At 67.0% G+C, this 16272-nt stretch carries 14 protein-coding genes; 3 read left to right on the top strand and 11 right to left on the bottom strand.

Translation table 11 applies throughout. From position 1 onward, the window contains the following. Window positions 1-55: 55 nt before the first annotated feature. Window positions 56-2587 (bottom strand): ATP-dependent Clp protease ATP-binding subunit, encoded by a 2532-nt coding sequence (locus K8R92_11200; GenBank protein MCE9620455.1) that lies wholly within the window; start codon window positions 2585-2587, stop codon window positions 56-58. A 122-nt stretch (window positions 2588-2709) separates the two neighbouring features. Here K8R92_11200 and K8R92_11195 point away from each other — a divergent pair, with 122 nt between their 5' ends. Then, window positions 2710-4002: a hypothetical protein gene (locus K8R92_11195; GenBank protein MCE9620454.1), complete on the top strand. Its 1293-nt coding sequence runs from the start codon at window positions 2710-2712 to the stop codon at window positions 4000-4002. A gap of 10 nt (window positions 4003-4012) precedes the next feature. On the opposite strand, the gene K8R92_11190 is transcribed toward K8R92_11195, so the two are convergent. The 3 genes from K8R92_11190 to K8R92_11180 are packed head-to-tail and all read right to left on the bottom strand — an operon-like array spanning window position 4013 to window position 7060. Further along, the gene (locus tag K8R92_11190) at window positions 4013-4708 is read right to left on the bottom strand and encodes an ABC transporter ATP-binding protein (protein ID MCE9620453.1); all 696 of its coding nucleotides are present in this window, start codon (window positions 4706-4708) and stop codon (window positions 4013-4015) included. Next, the gene (locus K8R92_11185) at window positions 4701-6347 is read right to left on the bottom strand and encodes an FtsX-like permease family protein (GenBank protein ID MCE9620452.1); all 1647 of its coding nucleotides are present in this window, start codon (window positions 6345-6347) and stop codon (window positions 4701-4703) included. Before K8R92_11185 ends, K8R92_11190 begins: the two co-directional genes overlap by 8 nt. Window positions 6348-6400: 53 nt before the next feature. Continuing rightward, entirely contained in the window at window positions 6401-7060 is a 660-nt protein-coding gene (locus K8R92_11180) for an NAD(P)H-hydrate epimerase (protein ID MCE9620451.1), read from the bottom strand. A 59-nt stretch (window positions 7061-7119) separates the two neighbouring features. Between K8R92_11180 and K8R92_11175 the strand changes: the two genes are divergently transcribed. Together K8R92_11175 and surE are read left to right on the top strand one after the other, a co-directional pair. After that, on the top strand, window positions 7120-8343 hold the full coding sequence (locus K8R92_11175) for a glycosyltransferase (GenBank protein ID MCE9620450.1): 1224 nt from the start codon (window positions 7120-7122) through the stop codon (window positions 8341-8343). After that, a complete protein-coding gene (surE, locus tag K8R92_11170) occupies window positions 8340-9137 on the top strand; it encodes a 5'/3'-nucleotidase SurE (protein ID MCE9620449.1) in 798 nt (265 codons plus the stop codon). The genes K8R92_11175 and surE overlap by 4 nt, the downstream gene beginning before the upstream one ends. A gap of 3 nt (window positions 9138-9140) precedes the next feature. Here the strand turns inward: surE and K8R92_11165 are convergent, their stop codons facing one another. The 7 genes from K8R92_11165 to K8R92_11135 form a co-directional block, all read right to left on the bottom strand. After that, a complete protein-coding gene (locus tag K8R92_11165) occupies window positions 9141-10574 on the bottom strand; it encodes a hypothetical protein (protein ID MCE9620448.1) in 1434 nt (477 codons plus the stop codon). After that, a complete protein-coding gene (locus K8R92_11160; GenBank protein MCE9620447.1) occupies window positions 10574-10999 on the bottom strand; it encodes a biopolymer transporter ExbD in 426 nt (141 codons plus the stop codon). The genes K8R92_11165 and K8R92_11160 overlap by 1 nt, the downstream gene beginning before the upstream one ends. A 3-nt stretch (window positions 11000-11002) precedes the next feature. Then, on the bottom strand, window positions 11003-11347 hold the full coding sequence (locus K8R92_11155; GenBank protein ID MCE9620446.1) for an STAS domain-containing protein: 345 nt from the start codon (window positions 11345-11347) through the stop codon (window positions 11003-11005). 41 nt (window positions 11348-11388) lie between these two features. Next, on the bottom strand, window positions 11389-13989 hold the full coding sequence (gene gyrA / locus K8R92_11150; protein MCE9620445.1) for a DNA gyrase subunit A: 2601 nt from the start codon (window positions 13987-13989) through the stop codon (window positions 11389-11391). A 196-nt stretch (window positions 13990-14185) separates the two neighbouring features. After that, a complete protein-coding gene (locus tag K8R92_11145; GenBank protein ID MCE9620444.1) occupies window positions 14186-14824 on the bottom strand; it encodes a methyltransferase domain-containing protein in 639 nt (212 codons plus the stop codon). 13 nt (window positions 14825-14837) lie between these two features. Continuing rightward, complete coding sequence (lpxI, locus tag K8R92_11140; GenBank protein ID MCE9620443.1) at window positions 14838-15686, bottom strand: UDP-2,3-diacylglucosamine diphosphatase LpxI; 849 nt, start codon at window positions 15684-15686, stop codon at window positions 14838-14840. Continuing rightward, window positions 15683-16270 (bottom strand): TIGR00730 family Rossman fold protein, encoded by a 588-nt coding sequence (locus tag K8R92_11135; protein ID MCE9620442.1) that lies wholly within the window; start codon window positions 16268-16270, stop codon window positions 15683-15685. Before K8R92_11135 ends, lpxI begins: the two co-directional genes overlap by 4 nt. Window positions 16271-16272: the final 2 nt, after the last annotated feature.

The raw sequence follows: 16272 nt of genomic DNA, 5'->3' as shown, positions 1-16272 counted from the left end.
CAAAGCCGCGCCCCGATGAAGAGGCGCGGCTGGACATGCACTTGAAATGCGGCGTTCACACCACCGGGGTTGGCGTCGCGGGTGGAGGCGGGGCCACAGGCTTCTGGGCTCGGAAGGCCAGGTGCTCCTTCTCATCCTCGCGGGTCACCCAGATCACGTCGCCGGCCACGAACTCGCCGCTGAGCAGGTTCTCCGCCAGCGGATCCTCGACAAACTGCGAGAGCGCGCGGCGCAGCGGCCGGGCTCCGAAGTCGGGGTTGTAGCCCTTGTCGATCAGGAAGTCCTTGGCCCTCTGATCGATCTCCAGGGCCATGCCCTTCTCGGTGAGGCGCTTGCGGAGCTTGCCCAGCTCGAACTCGATGATCTGGTTCAAATCGTCCTTGATCAGCGGCCGGAAGACGATCAGGTCGTCCAGTCGGTTCACGAACTCCGGCCGGAAGAATCGCTCCACCTCGCTGGTGAGCGACTTCTTGATCTTCTCGTAGTCCTGCACCTCGGCGCGCTTGGTGAAGCCGAAGGCCGAGCCGCCCTTGATGACATCGGCGCCGAGATTGCTGGTCATGATGATGATGCAGTTGCGGAAGTCGACGTGGCGGCCGAAGGAATCGGTGAGGCGTCCCTCCTCCATGATCTGCAGCAGCATGTTGAAGACATCGGGATGCGCCTTCTCCACCTCGTCCAGAAGAACGACGGCGTAGGGGCGGCGGCGGATGCGCTCGGTGAGCTGTCCGCCCTCCTCGAAGCCCACGTAGCCGGGAGGCGCTCCGATGAGCCTGGAGACATTGTGCTTCTCCATATACTCGCTCATGTCCAGGGCAAAGAGTGCGTCCTGGTCGCCGAACATGAAGTCGGCGATGGCCTTGGCCAGCAGCGTCTTGCCGACGCCGGTCGGTCCGAGGAAGAGGAACGAACCCATCGGTCGCTTGGGATCCTTCAAGCCGGATCGGCTCTTGCGGATGGCGCGGGCGACGGTCTTGACCGCTTCCTCCTGGCCGACGACGGTCTTGTGCAGCTCGGCCTCGAGCTGGAGCAAGCGCTTGCTTTCTTCCTTGGCGAGGCGGGTGAGCGGCACGCCGGTCATCTTGCTGACGACCTCCGCGATCATCTCCTCGTCGACGGTGCCGGTGGTCTCGTTCATGCGGTCGCGCCAGCCTTGCTGCAGCTTCTCCTTTTCCTTGCGCAGCTTCTCGGCCTGGTCGCGCAGGTCGGCGGCCTTCTCGTAGTCGGCGTTCTTCACCGCGTCGTCCTTGTCGATGCTCAGGCGCTCGATGCGGGTCTCGAGATCGGCGAGATCGGGCGGCTTGGCCATGGTCTTGAGGCGCAGGCGGGCGCCGGCCTCGTCGATCACGTCGATGCTCTTGTCGGGCTGCACGCGCCCCGGGATGTAGCGTCCCGAGAGCTCGACCGCGGCGCGCAGGGCCTGGTCGGTGTAGACCACGCGGTGATGCGCCGCGTACTTCTCCTGCAATCCCTTGAGAATCTCGTAGGCCTGTTCCGGTCCGGGCGGCTCCACCACGATCGACTGGAAGCGCCGCTCCAGGGCCGCGTCCTTCTCGATGTACTTGCGGTACTCGTCGAAGGTGGTCGCGCCGATGCACTGGATCTCGCCGCGGGACAGCGCCGGCTTGAGCACGTTGCTGGCGTCGATGGCGCCCTCGGCGCCGCCGGCTCCGACCAGCGTGTGCAGCTCGTCGATGAAGAGGATGATGTTCTTGGCGCGGCGAACCTCGTTCATGACCGCCTTGATGCGCTCCTCGAACTGGCCGCGGTACTTGGTGCCCGCGACCATCATGGCCAGGTCAAGCACGACCAAGCGCTTGTCGTGCAGCAGGTCGGGGACTTCCTGCGAGATGATCTGCTGCGCCAGGCCCTCGACGATCGCCGTCTTGCCGACGCCCGCCTCGCCCAGGAGCACGGGATTGTTCTTGGTGCGGCGGCAGAGCACCTGGACCAGGCGCTCGATCTCGGCGAAGCGCCCGATGACCGGGTCGAGTTCGCCGTTGCGGGCAAGCTCGGTGAGATCGCGGCCGAACGAATCGAGCGCGGGGGTCTTGCTCTTGCCGCGGCGGCCCGGCGCGGCCGGCGCCTCGGGGGCTCCGGGTTCCCCGGCGGCCTCCGCCTGCTGCGGGCTTTCCTGCTCGCTGTCGCCGCCGGCGCCGAGCAGATTCAGCACCTCCTCGCGGACTTCCTCGAGCTTCAGGCCGAGGTTCAGCAGCACCTGGGCGGCCACGCCGTCCTGCTCGCGGAGCAGGCCCAGCAGAAGATGCTCGGTGCCGACATAGTTGTGATTCAGATTGCGGGCTTCCTCGATCGCGTACTCGATGACCTTCTTGGCCCGCGGCGTCTGCGGAAGCTTGCCCATGGTGACCATCTCGGGGCCGCTCTTGACCAGCTTCTCGACCTCCAGGCGGACCTTTCGCAGGTCGATGCCGAGGTTCTTGAGCACGTTGGCGCCGACGCCTGACCCTTCCTTGACCAGGCCAAGCAGGATGTGCTCGGTCCCGATGTACTCGTGGTTGAACCGCTGGGCCTCCTGATTCGCGAGAGCCATCACCTTGCGAGCACGATCTGTCAGACGTTCAAACATCGCGATCCTCCTGAAATTTGGTCCCGTGAAAGAAGAACTGACCTTCCATCGACGATGGTAGCCGAGTACTTTGGTGCCCGATGCGCGGATTTTCACAATTCTTGCTGGGAACAGTTATTGCAATGGTGCTCTGCTCCACGCTGCACGCCCAAGGCGTGGTGGAACCGCCACTTCCGTGGAAGGTCAAATTGGTCAGCGGTGCGTCCGTGAAAGGCTCGATTTCCAAGTGGGATTTCGAGGGGATCGAGGGCACCTTCGGCCGCGCCGCGTGGAAGGATTTCCGGCCCGATGACGCCAACCGTCTCTGCCGGAAGCTGATGGACTGGCGGCAGGGGGGCTCCTATCTCGGGCTGGCGCGGATGCTCTTCGCTCTGGAGGGGGGCGACAAGCTCGCCGAGTCCGCGCTGCGCGACGCCATCAAGCGCGATCGCGCCTTGGCGGATGACGCGGAGGCCCTGCGGTTGGAGGTCGCACAGAACCGGCGCAAGGCCGTCGAGGATCGCCGCATCGCCAAGGAAAAGGATTTTCAGGACAAGACGGTCGGCGCCGGCGCGCCCGCGGCCGGGGACGCCGCGACGCACGCCAAGCCCTGGAGTGTGGCGACGGATGCGGAGCGAGCCGAAGCCCTGGCCGAGATGAAGGCTGACGCGGAGCGCTGGCTGAAACAGGTGAACCTGCGCTACTCGATGGTCGAGGGAGATTTCTGGGTCCTCTACGCCGACCTGCCCCTGGGTGAAACCCGGGAACTGGCCCGGCGCATGGACGCCATGTACCAGACCGTCGCGGAGATGTTCGGGCTTCCCGCCGGGTTGAACATCTTTCACGGCAAGGCGGTCGTCATCGTCTCCGCGACCGACGGGCACTACCGCGCCATCGAGAAGGCCGCCTTCGACATGGAGCCGCCGCCCGGCGCGATCGGCCTCTGCCACATGGTCGGCCCCAAGGTGGTCGTCAGCGCCTACCGCAGCGAGGACGCGAACCGATTCATGTCGACGCTGGTGCACGAGGCCTCGCACGGATTCATGCACCGCTACGGCTCGCCGATGCGCCTGCCCGCCTGGGCCGACGAGGGCTACGCGGAGTACGTCGCCGCGGAGAGCTTTCCGCAATCCACGACCAAGGGGGATCGCACGCCGCAGGGTCTCGAATGGATCCGCGCCGGCAACAACGATGTGCAATCGATCCTCCGGCTGAACTACGAGGATGGCTCCTGGCCGGGCGCCAACGCGATCGGCTACGCGATCGGCTACATGACGGTGGACTTCCTGATTCACACCGACGGCCGCAAGTTCGGCGCGTGGGTGAAGGACGTGAAGGCGGGGATTCCCTGGGAGGAGGCCATGCAGAAGCGCTTCGGCTGGAACGCGCAGCAATTGGCCCAGGCCGTGAAGCAGCGCTACATGGCCCGCGATTGATCGCGACCTTTTAGTGCTCGACGCAACCGTCGACCAGGCGCACGATCCGGTCGGCCCGCGCGGCGACCGCGGCGTCGTGCGTGACCATGGCGATCGAGAGTCCCTGGCGGTGCTTGGCGGCGATCAGGTCAAGGATCTCGCCGCCGGTTCGCGTGTCGAGATTGCCGGTGGGCTCGTCGGCCAGCAGCACCTTGGGATTGTTGGAAAGGGCCCGGGCGATCGCCACGCGCTGGCGCTCGCCGCCGGAGAGCTCGGCGGGCCGGTGCGTCAGACGGTGCGAGAGCCCGAAGGCGCCGAGCAATTCCGTCGCATGGCCTTCCGCCTGCCGGCGCTTCGACCACCAGGCGAGGCCCGCCTGCACCATGCTGGGCAGCAGCGCGTTCTCCAGCACCGTCAATTCCGGAAGCAGGTGGTAGAACTGGAAGACGAATCCGACGCTGCGATTGCGGTAGGCGTTTCGCGCGGCGAACTTGAGGTCGGCCACGGGCTTGCCCTCGAACCAGACGCCGCCCGAGTCGGCGTCGCTCTCATCGAGCAGTCCGAGCAGGTGCAGCAGCGTGCTCTTGCCGCTGCCGGAGGAACCCAGGATGGCGACCCACTCGCCCTGGGCCAGCGCGAAGCTGGCGCCGCGCAGCACCGGCACCTTGACGCGACCCAGTTGGTAGGTCTTGCGCAGATTCTTGGCTTCCAGCAGGGGGCTACTCATAGCGCAGGGCCCTCACCGGATGGATGTCGGCGGCCTTGGCGGCGGGAATGCTGGCGCCGAGCACGCTGAAGACGACCGCGCCGCACCAGGTGATCATGGCGGTGAACCAATCCACCTGGTCGGGAATGTGGTCGAAGTAGTAGACGCTGGGATCCCAGATGAGCGTGCCGCGGTGCAGCGTCAGCAGCACGCCGACCAGCACCAGCGTGGAGCCGGTCACGGTCCAGAGCAGCGTGCGCAGCAGCACTCCCGCCAAGGCGCCGCGCACGCTCAGCACGAAGCTCGCCAGCGCCATGGCGAAGCAGGCGATCCAGCTCCAGCGCGGCGCGTCCTGCCCGATCGCCTCGTGGATCGAGTTGATGTTGCGGATGACGAGCCATCCCACGCCGATGCCCGCCAATCCCCCGACGGCGCCGATGACCAGGCCATACTGCAAGAAGATCCACAGGATGCCGGGGCGGCTCGCACCCACCGAGCGCAGGATGCCGACATCGCGGGTCTTCTCCTGCACGATGGCCCAGAAGATGCTCAGCACCAGGCCGGCGCAGACCAGGTAGACGATCGAGAAGAGGATCCGCATCATCTCCCGCTCTTTTTCCACGGGACCGATGAGGTCGCGCAGCTGCTGCTCCCAGGTCAGGATGCTCACATACCCCGTCATCGGCGCCTTCACCGTCTTGGAGGGATCGACGGCAATGTCGCGGGAGAACTTGTCATAGACCGCGGCCACCGCGTCGCGGAGCTGGTCGGGCGTCACCCCCGGCTTGGCGCGGACCAGGACCTTGGAGACTTTCGCGGGACTGACCCCCAGGATCGGCAGGCTGCCGTCCGGCTGGGGTGGCGCGTTCATGTCGTAGAGGGTGCCCTCGTCCATGCGCAGCAGCTTCTGCGCCTCGGCGAGCGGAATCATGACGCGGTTCTTGTCGATCTGGTAGACGCCGCTGCGGAACTCGTTGACGATGGGAAAGGCGCGCTCGCGCGGCTCGGCGATCGTGCCCTTGGCGCTGATCGGCACCAGCGTCAGCGTGACGGTGTACCTGGGCATGAACCATTGGAAGCGCGGCTTGTAGCTGCCGTCGCGGCGCCGGTCGTTGGCCATCGAGACGTGCATGCCCAGCACGAGCCCCGGATCGCCGGTGTCGTGCTGCACCAGGTCGAGCCCATCCTGCTCGATGGTTTTCTTCAATTGCAGGCGCGGATCGTCGGGCTGCATGGCGGCGGCGGCCTCGGGGCTGGCTGGCGGCTTCCAGTAGAGGGCGCGGGCGTAGTCCGTCACGCGATTGAAGCTGTGCGGCTCGATGCCCCACACGTTCGCGGTGACGATGTCCTTCTCGCTGCCTTCCGGGTAGGGCATGCGCACCAGCCCGTAGGTGTCGATGACCGGAGTCGCGGCCGCGGTCTCGGGCATCGCCTCGATGTCCGCGATCAACTCTCCGTACCAGGGGATGCCGCGCACCGGGCAGGTGATGATCACATCGCCGATCAGCGTGCGGCCGCTGGCGCGGAGCAGGTCCAGGAATCCGCTCATGACGCTGACCACGATCACCACCAGGGCCACGCAGAGCGCCACCGCCGCCACCGCGATCAGCGGAATGATCCGGCTTGTGAGATATCGATTGGCGAGTTGCGCGGGATACACGGGAGCGAGATCGTAGAGGTTTTATTCCACTCTCGGGCTGCGGAAAGGCGGGACTATCCGCCGACCGCAGCGCCGGGCGCGGGCCCGCCGATCGAGACGATCTCCAGGCGGCCGATGAGCCGCGATGCCCCGGGGTTGGCGAAGCCTTTCTTGGGTGCGACCATCGTGACGGTGATGGTCGCGCCGACGCAGACCGGAAGCGGCTCGCCGGTGTCGGCGTCCATGCCGCTGGGAAGGTCGACGCTCAGCACCGGGCGCCCGGCGCTGTTGACGATTTCGATCAGCGCCTGGTCGGCCGGCGCCAGCGGCCGGTCCAGGCCGGTGCCCCACAGCGCGTCCACCAGCAGCGCGTAGCCGCCAAGGTGCGATTTCGGCGTGAGCGGCTGCCGAGGAATGTTCATGGCCGCTGCGATGCACGCATTGACGTTGGCGTCGGAATCCGCCGCGGGCTCGCCGTGGACGAAGAGGTCGACGGCGCATTGTGCGTTGGCCAGGTGCCGCGTGATGGCGTACCCATCGCCGCCATTCTGGCCCGGCCCGCACAGCACGGCCACGCGCGATCGCGAGCCGGCCGTCCCCAGCATTCGCAGCGCGATGTCGGCGCAGCCGCGCGCCGCGTTCTCCATGAGGACGATGCCGGGAATCCCCAGCCGCTCCATGCACATGCGGTCGTAGGCCCGCGCCGCCCTGCGGTCGAAGGAGATCGGCTGCATGGGGCGAGTGTAGACCGCGGGGCGCGTCACCCCTGGCCGGGTTCGGCTAATCTGGCGCAATGGACGTTCGAGTGCTGCTGATGTGGATGCTGATCGTGCCCGCGGGCTGCTGCGCGGGCTGGTGGATCACGGTGGGCGTGCGGATTCTGCGCGATTTGCCGCGGATTCCGCGGATCCGCCAGGGCCTGGCCTTCGCGCCTCCCGCCGGCGAGCCCCTGGTCAGCGTGATCATTCCCGCACACAACGAGGAAAAGCACGCGCCCGGTTGCATCGAAAGCATCCTGGCCAGTGACTACCGGAACCTGGAGGTGATCGTGGTGCTCGACCGCTGCACCGACGGAACCCGCGCCATCCTCGAGCCGATCGCGGCGCGCGATGCGCGGCTGCGCCTGATCGACAACGATTCCTGCCCCGCGGACTGGGCGGGCAAGTGCAACGCCGGGCGCATCGGCGCCGAGCACGCCCGGGGAACGCATCTGCTCTTCACCGACGCGGACGTCGAGTTCTCGCCGCAGCTGGTCCGCGCCTCGCTGGGCATGCTCAATCAGCGCGGCCTGACGCTGCTTTCGCTCATGAGCACGCCGCGCATCCGGCACTGGTTCGAGGCGGTGGTGCAGCCGGTGGCGGTCATGGAGCTCATGCGCATGTACCCGATCGCGCAGGTGAACCGGGCCAAGAGTCCGCGGGTCTTCGCCAACGGGCAGTTCCTGCTCTTCGAGCGCCGGGCCTACGACAAGATGGGCGGGCACGCCGCCGTCAAGGATGACCTGCTGGAGGACATCGCCTTCTCGCGGCGCATGCGCGACAGCGGCGGCGTGGGCGGCCTGGCCATGGCGGATGGCATGCTGATGGTGGAGATGTACGAGAAACTGAGCGAGTTCCTGATGGGCTGGAAGCGGATCTACATCGAGGGCTCCGAGCGCCAGCCGCCCCGATTGCGCCGCAGCGGCGTGATCGTCGGCGTGGGGGCCACGCTCCTGCCGCTGGCCAGCCTGGGCGCGCTCGCCGCCGGCGCCGGCTGGCGCGGCGGTTCGCTCGAGCCGCTCGCCTCCTTCGCGTTGGGCGTCGGTGTGCTCTCGACGCTTTCATTCCTGATCGTCGCCGCGGCCATCCACAGGCTCTGCGCGGCACCGATGCTGGCGGTGTTCTTCCATCCGCTGGGCGGCTTCCTGATCGCGCGATGCTTCTTCGGCGCCGCCGAGGACCTGGACCTGCGCAAGCCGGTCCGGTGGGGCGGACGCGAATACGTGCTCGAGCCGCGCGTGCACGAGGTGGCCCCGTGAAGATTCTTCTGACCAACGACGACGGCCTGGAGGCGCCGGGCATCTCCGCGCTGCACACCGCCGTGGAGTCGCTGGGCGAGGTCATGGTGGTGGCGCCGGCGAATGGTCAGAGCGCCGAGAGCCATGGCGTCACCTTTCACACGCCGCTGCTGACCCGCGTGCGGGCGCTGAACAACGGTGCCAACGGGATCGCCGTGGTGGGCACCCCAGCGGACTGCGTGAAGCTCGGCCTGCGCGCCTTGTGGAAGGAGAAATACGGGCCGAAATCCCTGCCCGACCTGGTGATCAGCGGCATGAACTACGGGGCCAACGTGGGGATCAACGTGATCTACTCGGGCACGATCGCCGCCGCCGTCGAGGCCGCCTTCCTGGGCGTGCCCGCCATCGCCGTGAGCCTGCACATCGGGGAGCGCGCCAAGACGCACCTGCCGCGGGCCGCCGCCATCGCGCGCTTTGCGATCGACCACGTCCTCAAGTCCGGCCTGCCCGACGCGCACCGCGTGATCAGCATCAATGTTCCGCACACCGAGTCCGCCAATGCGCCGATGCCGCCGATCAAGCTGGTGCCGATGAACACCTCAGCGGGCATCGACGGCTATGAGAAGCGCGTCGCGCCGGATGGTCAGATCTATTACTGGTCCTCAGGCAACGGCATGGAATTCTTCCACACCGCCGAGGGCAGCGACGTGGAGGCGCTGGCCGAGCGCTGCGTCACCATCACGCCGCTGTTCTACGACTTGACGGACCGGCCGCTGCTGGAGCGGCTGCGCAAACTCGGCGTCGACCGCGCCTGAGCCTCAGCGCAGCAGCATGCGAATGCGGAACTTGAGGGTCTGACCCTCGGGCAGCTTGGTCAGCTGGCTGCCGGAGGCGCGCCACCGGTAGAGGCAGTCCAGAATGGGCTGGTCGACCAGCGGAGTTCCGGAGCTCTGAAGAATGGTGCACTTCTTCGGCACGCCCTCGCGGTCGAACTCGATTTCGATGATCGGATTCGTCGGCGCGGTGGTGACCGAGGTGAGCTCGTCGAAGATGGGCCGCTGCGTGCGGACATTCAGTCCCTTCGCCGCGAGGGGACGACCGTTTCGCCATTTGGCCGGGGGCACGTCGACAGTGCTCGAGGCTTCCGACTCGCGGTCGGAGACTTCGCCGTTGGAGGGCGGCCCGGGCTTCGATCCCGGCTGCGACGCGGGCTGCTGCGGAGAGGGATTCGCCTGCTGATTCGCGGGCTGCGCCGAATCGGGCGAGGCCTGCGTCGGCGGGCTCGTCGCGGCGGCGGGTTGCTGCGGCGTGGGCGGCTGCTCCACCGGCTTGGCCGGATCGGGTTTCGCAACAGGTTTCGCCTCGGCCGACTTGTCTTCGGCAGGCTTGGCCTCCGGGTTCTTCGCCTCGTTGGGCTTGAGATCGTTGGGCTTCAAATCGGTGGGCTTGGCATCGGGAGGGGGCGGTGGATCGGTTTTCAACGGCTCGGGAGGAACCTTCGCATCCTTGGCATCGCCCACGCGCTCCACCGGCAGCACCTGCTCCTCGATCTTGCGCTCATCGGCGAGCGGAACCTTCTCGCCTGCGTTGGGAACCTTGGGAGTCTCGGGCAGCGCCAGCGACGCCGGCAGCGGCGGAGGCTGGACCGCCTGCTGCGCTTCCTGGGCCTGGGCTTCGGGAGTGGTCGGCGCCGGCGCGGTTGCTGTGGGTGGAACGGCGGGTTGTGCGGCGGAGAGCGGCCCCGGCGGATTTTCCGCGGGGGGAGCGGGCGGCGCCGATTGCGCCATCGCCGCGGGCGCCTGCTCCGGCTGCGCCTCCATCGGCTGGCCGCCCGTCTCGCTCTCGCGGAAGGCGGCCTGATCCACCTGGCTCAGTTTCGCAAGGTGCTCCTGATAGTCCTTGTATCCGATCCACGTCATCGTGGACTTGGTGGTGCCATCCTCGATGCCGAGCTTGATCAACTGCTCCTCCTCCTCCGCGGTGAGGGCCGGCGGCTTCTCCATTTCCTTTTCCACGCTGAAGGCGGCCTGCCGCGCCTTGCTGGCGCTGGAGGCGCCGTTGGAGGCCGCCAGCAGCAGGTCGCGCACCTGCGGAATCAGCAGCGAGGCATGCAGCGCGATGCTGGCGGCGATCCCGATGATGAGCGGCCAGCCCATGCCTCCCTCGTTCTCCAGGCGGCGCAACTGACGGTTGAGGCGGACCTCGGCATAAATCGACTCGCGCGACACGGGGCTCGCGGCGGCGGGGCTCATCACTGCTTGGTGGTCTGGGCGCGGCCGACCAGGTTGATGTTCACGCCCGTGTCCTTGAGCCGGTCCCACAGGTCCTGCAGGATCGGGGCGCGGTCGGTGACGCCCTGGCCATCCTCGATCGCCAGATAGACCACGGTGCGCGGCTCGGCTGCCTTGGCCTCGCTGACCTTGGCCGCGACGTCCTTGATGTCGATGATCTCCTTGTTGTAGAAGATCTGCCCGCTGCGCAGCACGCTGATGGTGGCGGCGGGGGCGGGCTTGGCGGGCTTGCCGCTGGCGAACTGCTTCAGGTCCATCGGCACCAGGTCGACGCGCACCATCATCACCACCGCGTAGATGAAAAACGTCAGCAGAAAGGTCATGAGGTCGATCAGCGGATTGAGCTCGATGCGGGCTTCCGGGGGATCGCGTCGGATGCGGCGCACGGACTACTCGATGCCCATTTGCACGCTGGCCAGCGCGGTGGAGACTTCGCTGGAGGTCTCGAAGACGTCGTCCAGGCCCGCGGTCATGAAGATGGTCCAGACCTTGTCGCTGACGGCGCAGACGAAGAGCCGGCGCTTGAGCTGCAGCACACGCTTGCGGATGCGCAGCAGCGCCGCGATGTTGCTCGAGGTGAGGCCGTTGACCTCCTGGAAATTGAGCACCACGTGCTTGGGCTCCACGCCGGGGCCGTCGATCGTCCGCTGCAGCTGCTGCAGATCCTCGGAGATGGAGGGCTCGGGCGAGAGATCGACCAGCAGCACGCCTTCAGACCATTCCGTGATTGACATGGTTCAGATGGTATCGAGGTTCGCCGCGGGTTCGAAGCCGATCAGGCGCCCGCGGGGGGCGGCGCGTTGGGCGGGGTCGTCTCGTCGACTTCGGCGACCAGGGCCACGCCCATGAGGGAATCCCCCTCGGAGAGGCGCATGATCCGGACGCCCATGGTGTTGCGGCCGATCTGGCTGATGTCCGTGGCGGCGATGCGAACCACCATGCCATCGCGCGACAGCAGCATGAGCTGGTCCGCCTCGGTGACGGAGCGGACGGAGACCACCAGGCCGTTGCGGCCCTCGGTCTTGATGTCGAAGCGTCCCTTGCCGCCGCGGCTCTGGCAGCGCGTGGTGCCGTCGTCCTGCTGGACCAGGTATTCCGTCAGCGGAGTGCGCTTGCCGTAGCCGTTGGCGGTCGCGGTGAGCAGGTCGGTGTTGGCGTCGCAGCGGACCGCCCCCACGACGTAGTCCTCGTCCTTCAGGGTCATGCCGTTCACGCCGGCGGCGGCGCGGCCCATGACGCGGGCGTCGTTCTCGTCGAAGCGGATCGCCAGCCCCTGCGCCGTGGCCAGCAGGACATCGTCCTTGCCGCTGGTCAGCAGCACGTTGACCAGCTGGTCGCCCTCGTTGAGCTTGAGCGCGATGATGCCGCTCTTGTTCACGTTGCGGTAATCCTGCAGCGCGGTGCGCTTGACGCGGCCCTCTCGGGTGACGAAGAAGAGGAAGTCCTCGCGGGTTTCGAAGCCGGCGACGGAAAGGAAGGACTGCACGGTTTCCCCCTCGCGCAGCTCGATCAGGTTCTGGATGGCGCGACCCTTGGAGGTGCGCGACATCTCGGGAATCTGCCAGGTCTTCATGCGGAAGACGCGGCCGGTGTTGGTGAAGCAGAGCAGGTCGTCGTGGCTTGAACCTGTGAAGATCTGCTCGATGAAGTCGCCGTCCTTCGCATCGCTTCCCTTCACGCCCACGCCGCCGCGGCCCTGCGTGCGGTAGGCGTCGACCGGCAATCGCTTGACCCAGCCGGCGTGCGAGATGGTGACCACCACTTCGTGCTCGGGGATCAGGTCGGCCATCTCGAAGTCCTCGGCCTCGCCCTGCTCGATGGCGGTGCGGCGCTCGTCGCCAAACTTCTCCTTGAGCTCCAGCACGTCCTCGCGGACGATGTCGAGCACGCGCTTCTCGTCGGCAAGAATGGATTCGAGCCCGTCGATGTCCTCCAAAACCTTGGTGAACTCAGCGGCGAGCTTCTCGACCTCGAGGCCGACCAGCTGGATGAGGCGCATGGCGCCGATGGCCTCCGCCTGCACGCGGGTGAGGGTGGCGCCGTCGCCCTGGCGCGAGGCCTGGACGACGCGGGCGGGGATGAGCGGGGCGTATTTGTGGTCGGGGGCGATGCGGAAGGCGCGCTCCATCAGGCTCAGGATGGCCTCCTCGCGCTCGCGGCTCTCGCGGATGATGCGGATGACTTCGTCGATGTCGCAGACCGCGTAGATCAGACCTTCCAGGCGGTGGGCTTGCTGCTTGGCCTGCCGCAGAAGGAAGCCGGTTCGCCGGCGAATGACATCCTTCCGGTGGTCGATGTGGCACTGGATGATCTGCCGCACGCCCAGCGTGCGCGGCTGGTGGTTGACCAGCGCGATGTTGATGATGGAGAAGGTGCTCTGCAGCGGGGTGTACTCGTAGAGCTGCTTCTCCACGATCGCCGGGTCGGCGCCTTTGCGCAGCACGACCACCACGCGGGTCTGCGCGTCGCGGCCGGAGTGGTTGCGGACATCGGCGATGTCGGGAATGCGCCCCTCGCGGCTGGCGATGACGATCTTCTCGATCAAGTTGGACTGCACCACCTGGTAGGGGATCTCGTCGATGATGATCGCGTCGCGACCGCCCTCCTTGGCCACATGCACGCGCCCGCGCAGCGTCACCTTGCCGCGGCCGGTGGCGTAGGCCTCGACGATGCCGCGCCGGCCGATCATCAGGCCGCCGGTCGGGAAGTCCGGGCCCGGCAGCACGCGCATCAAGTCCTCAAGGGAGATGTTGGGCTGGTCGATCATCTTCACGATGGCGTCGCACGCCTCGCTCAGGTTGTGCGGCGGCATGCTGCTGGCCATGCCCACGGCGATGCCCGAACTGCCGTTGACCAGCAGATTGGGGAATCGCGCCGGCAGGACCGTCGGCTCCTGCAATCGCTCGTCGTAGTTCGCCTTGAAGTCGACGGTCTCCTTGTCCAGATCCTCCAGCATGGCGGTCGCCGGGGCGGTCATGCGGGCCTCGGTGTAGCGCATGGCGGCGGGGGGGTCGCCCTCGATGGAGCCGAAGTTGCCCTGTTTGTCGATGAGCAGGTAGCGCGTCTTCCAGGCCTGACCCAGATTCACCAGCGTCGGATAGATCACGCTCTCGCCGTGGGGGTGGTAGTTGCCGCTGGTGTCGCCGCAGATCTTGGCGCACTTGATGTGCTTGCGACCCGGCGTGAGGTTGAGGTCGTGCATCGCCACCAAAATGCGCCGCTGGCTCGGCTTCAGGCCGTCGCGAACGTCCGGCAGGGCGCGATCCATGATCGTGCTCATGGCATAGGTCAGGTAGCTGGTGTGCAGCTCCTGCTCGATCGGCATCTCGACCACATGGTCGTTCGGCGGCGGCGTCGTTGGGGCAACTTCACTCATGGTTCAGGGATCTCGTGGACGTCTTTTTCGAGGGAAATTCTGGGATCAAAATCGAGCGTTCATTCTAGTCGAAATCGCTCCCCGACGCGCGTTTTGACCCATGATTTCCGGGCCGAAATTCGCGAAAAATTGCCGAGGTTTTCCGCCGGAAAAAGAGCCGGATTTTTCCGGCGAGCGCGGCGCATCGGGCCGGCGGTCAGACTCGCGCCGCCTGGAGCAGCATGAGCCACTCCTTGTTGCCGGGCGAGCCGGCGCGGCGCGAGCTCTTGCCCCCCGTGATCGGCGACTCGGCGTCGGCCAGGACGCTGGCGCCCAGCGACCGCATCGCGTCGCGCACCCGCCCGACGATGATCGGCACCTTGTCGTGGGGAAGAAAACCATGGTCGAGCCAGCTCTTCTCGTTGGGCTCCACTTCGTAATGGGGCTTGACCAGCGTCACGATTTTCCCGCCGGGCCGCAGCCAGCGCAGCGCCGCCGGAACCGAGAGACGCTGCTGCGTCCACGCCAGGTCCATCACCACCAGGTCCACGCCCCCTTCGGGCGGATCGGCATGCAGGGCGTTGGTGCGCTCGCGGGTTTCGACCCGCGGATCGTTGCGCAGGCGCCAGGCGAGCGTACCGTAGCCGGTGTCGACGCTGATCACGCGGGCGGCGCCGGCCCGCAGGAGCACATCGGTGAAACCCCCTATGTTGCAGCCGAAATCCGCGCATATTTTCCCTTTGGCGTCCACCGGGAAAGCCTCCAGCGCGTGCCGCAATTTCAAGCCGGCGCGGGAGGCGAGCGAAAGGTGCGGCGGGGAGTCGCCACCCGGCGCGGCATCAGGTTCTTCGCTCATGCGGACTCCCTTCTCAGGGCACGCCGACCAGCGCCACGCCGAGCCGGTCGGCGCTGGCGATCACCGCGGGCTTGTCCACCAGGATCACGCGTCCGGCGCCCAAGGCCAGGCAGGTTCCACCCGCGCGGGCCAGCCGTTCGATGGTGGCAACGCCGACGGTGGGGACATCGGCGCGGCGGTCATGGGCGCGGCTGGAGGTTTTCAGCAGCGTCCATCCGCGCGAGCGACAGAGGGTGCTGGCGCGGTCGATCATGGCGTCGGTCCCCTCGACCGCCTCGACCGCAATCGTGTCGCGGTCGCGCACCGCGATCGCCTGTCCCACGTCGAGCTCGCAGACCTGGGCGATGATCGGCCAGCCGAAGGCGATGTCGGCGCGCTGCGCCTCGCTCGGCGCGACCGAGCCCATGACGCCCGCCGTGGCGAGGTGATCCTGGATGTAGGTCGTTGAATCCATCAGCGTGACTCCGGAGCTGGCCAGTTCATCGGCGACGGCAGCGAGAACCGCGGCGTTTCTGCGGTCGTGGCGCAGGCGACGGTACCACAGCCGGGCCGCGCGGAAATCGGGAATCTGCTTGATCACCCGGAAGGGATCATGCATCCGCCGCTTGGAGACTCCGCCCACCATCACCGCCTCGCGCACGCCGGCATTGCGAAGCAGGCGGATCCAGCGGCCGATCCGCAACCAGCCAGCGGTGGCGAATTGATCGCAGAGCGGGGGCAGCGCGGCGTCGAACTGGTCGCGCAGACCGACGGCCACCACGCGCCGGCCAGCGGCACGGGCTCCGCGCGCGACCAAAAGGGGCAGATGGCCATTGCCGGCGATCAATCCCAGGGGTTCCGCCGAGGATTGTCCCGGACTCATCCGCGCCCCATCGGAAGAAATCGGTCCGGATCGATCTCGAAGGGCTCCACTTTGAGAACGCCTTCGAGCACGCTGATGGGATCCTCGTGCACGTGCAGCAGGTGGTGCACCGCGGGCTTGATGAATCGGTGCTCGATGCCATGGTCGATGAGCCCCACCAGCGGGTTGTAGTAGCCGGCGAGATTCACCAGTCCGATGGGCTTGCGATGCTCGCCGACCTGGCGCTGCACCAGCACCTCGAAAAGTTCCTCGAAGGTGCCCAGCCCGCCGGGCAACGCGATGAACGCCTCGCCGCGCAGGGCCATCAATTTCTTCCGCTCGGCCATGGTCTCCACCACGATGAGCTCGTCGCACTGCGTGTAGCCCTGCTCCAGGTCGAGCAGTCTCTTGGTGATGACCCCGATGATCCGGCCGCCGGCACTGCGCATGGTGCGGGCGATCTCGCCCATCAGGCCGATGCTGCCGCCGCCATACACCAGGGAAATCTTGCGGCGGGCCATCTCCTCGCCGAGGAGGCGGGCGGCGTCCATGAACTTGGCGTCCAAGCTGACGCTGCTGGAGCAATAGACGGTGATGCTTCGCATGG

Source organism: Planctomycetota bacterium, assembly GCA_021414025.1.
Classification (GTDB): domain Bacteria; phylum Planctomycetota; class Phycisphaerae; order Phycisphaerales; family SM1A02; genus SYAC01.
This window is presented reverse-complemented; position numbering and strand designations above follow the sequence as displayed.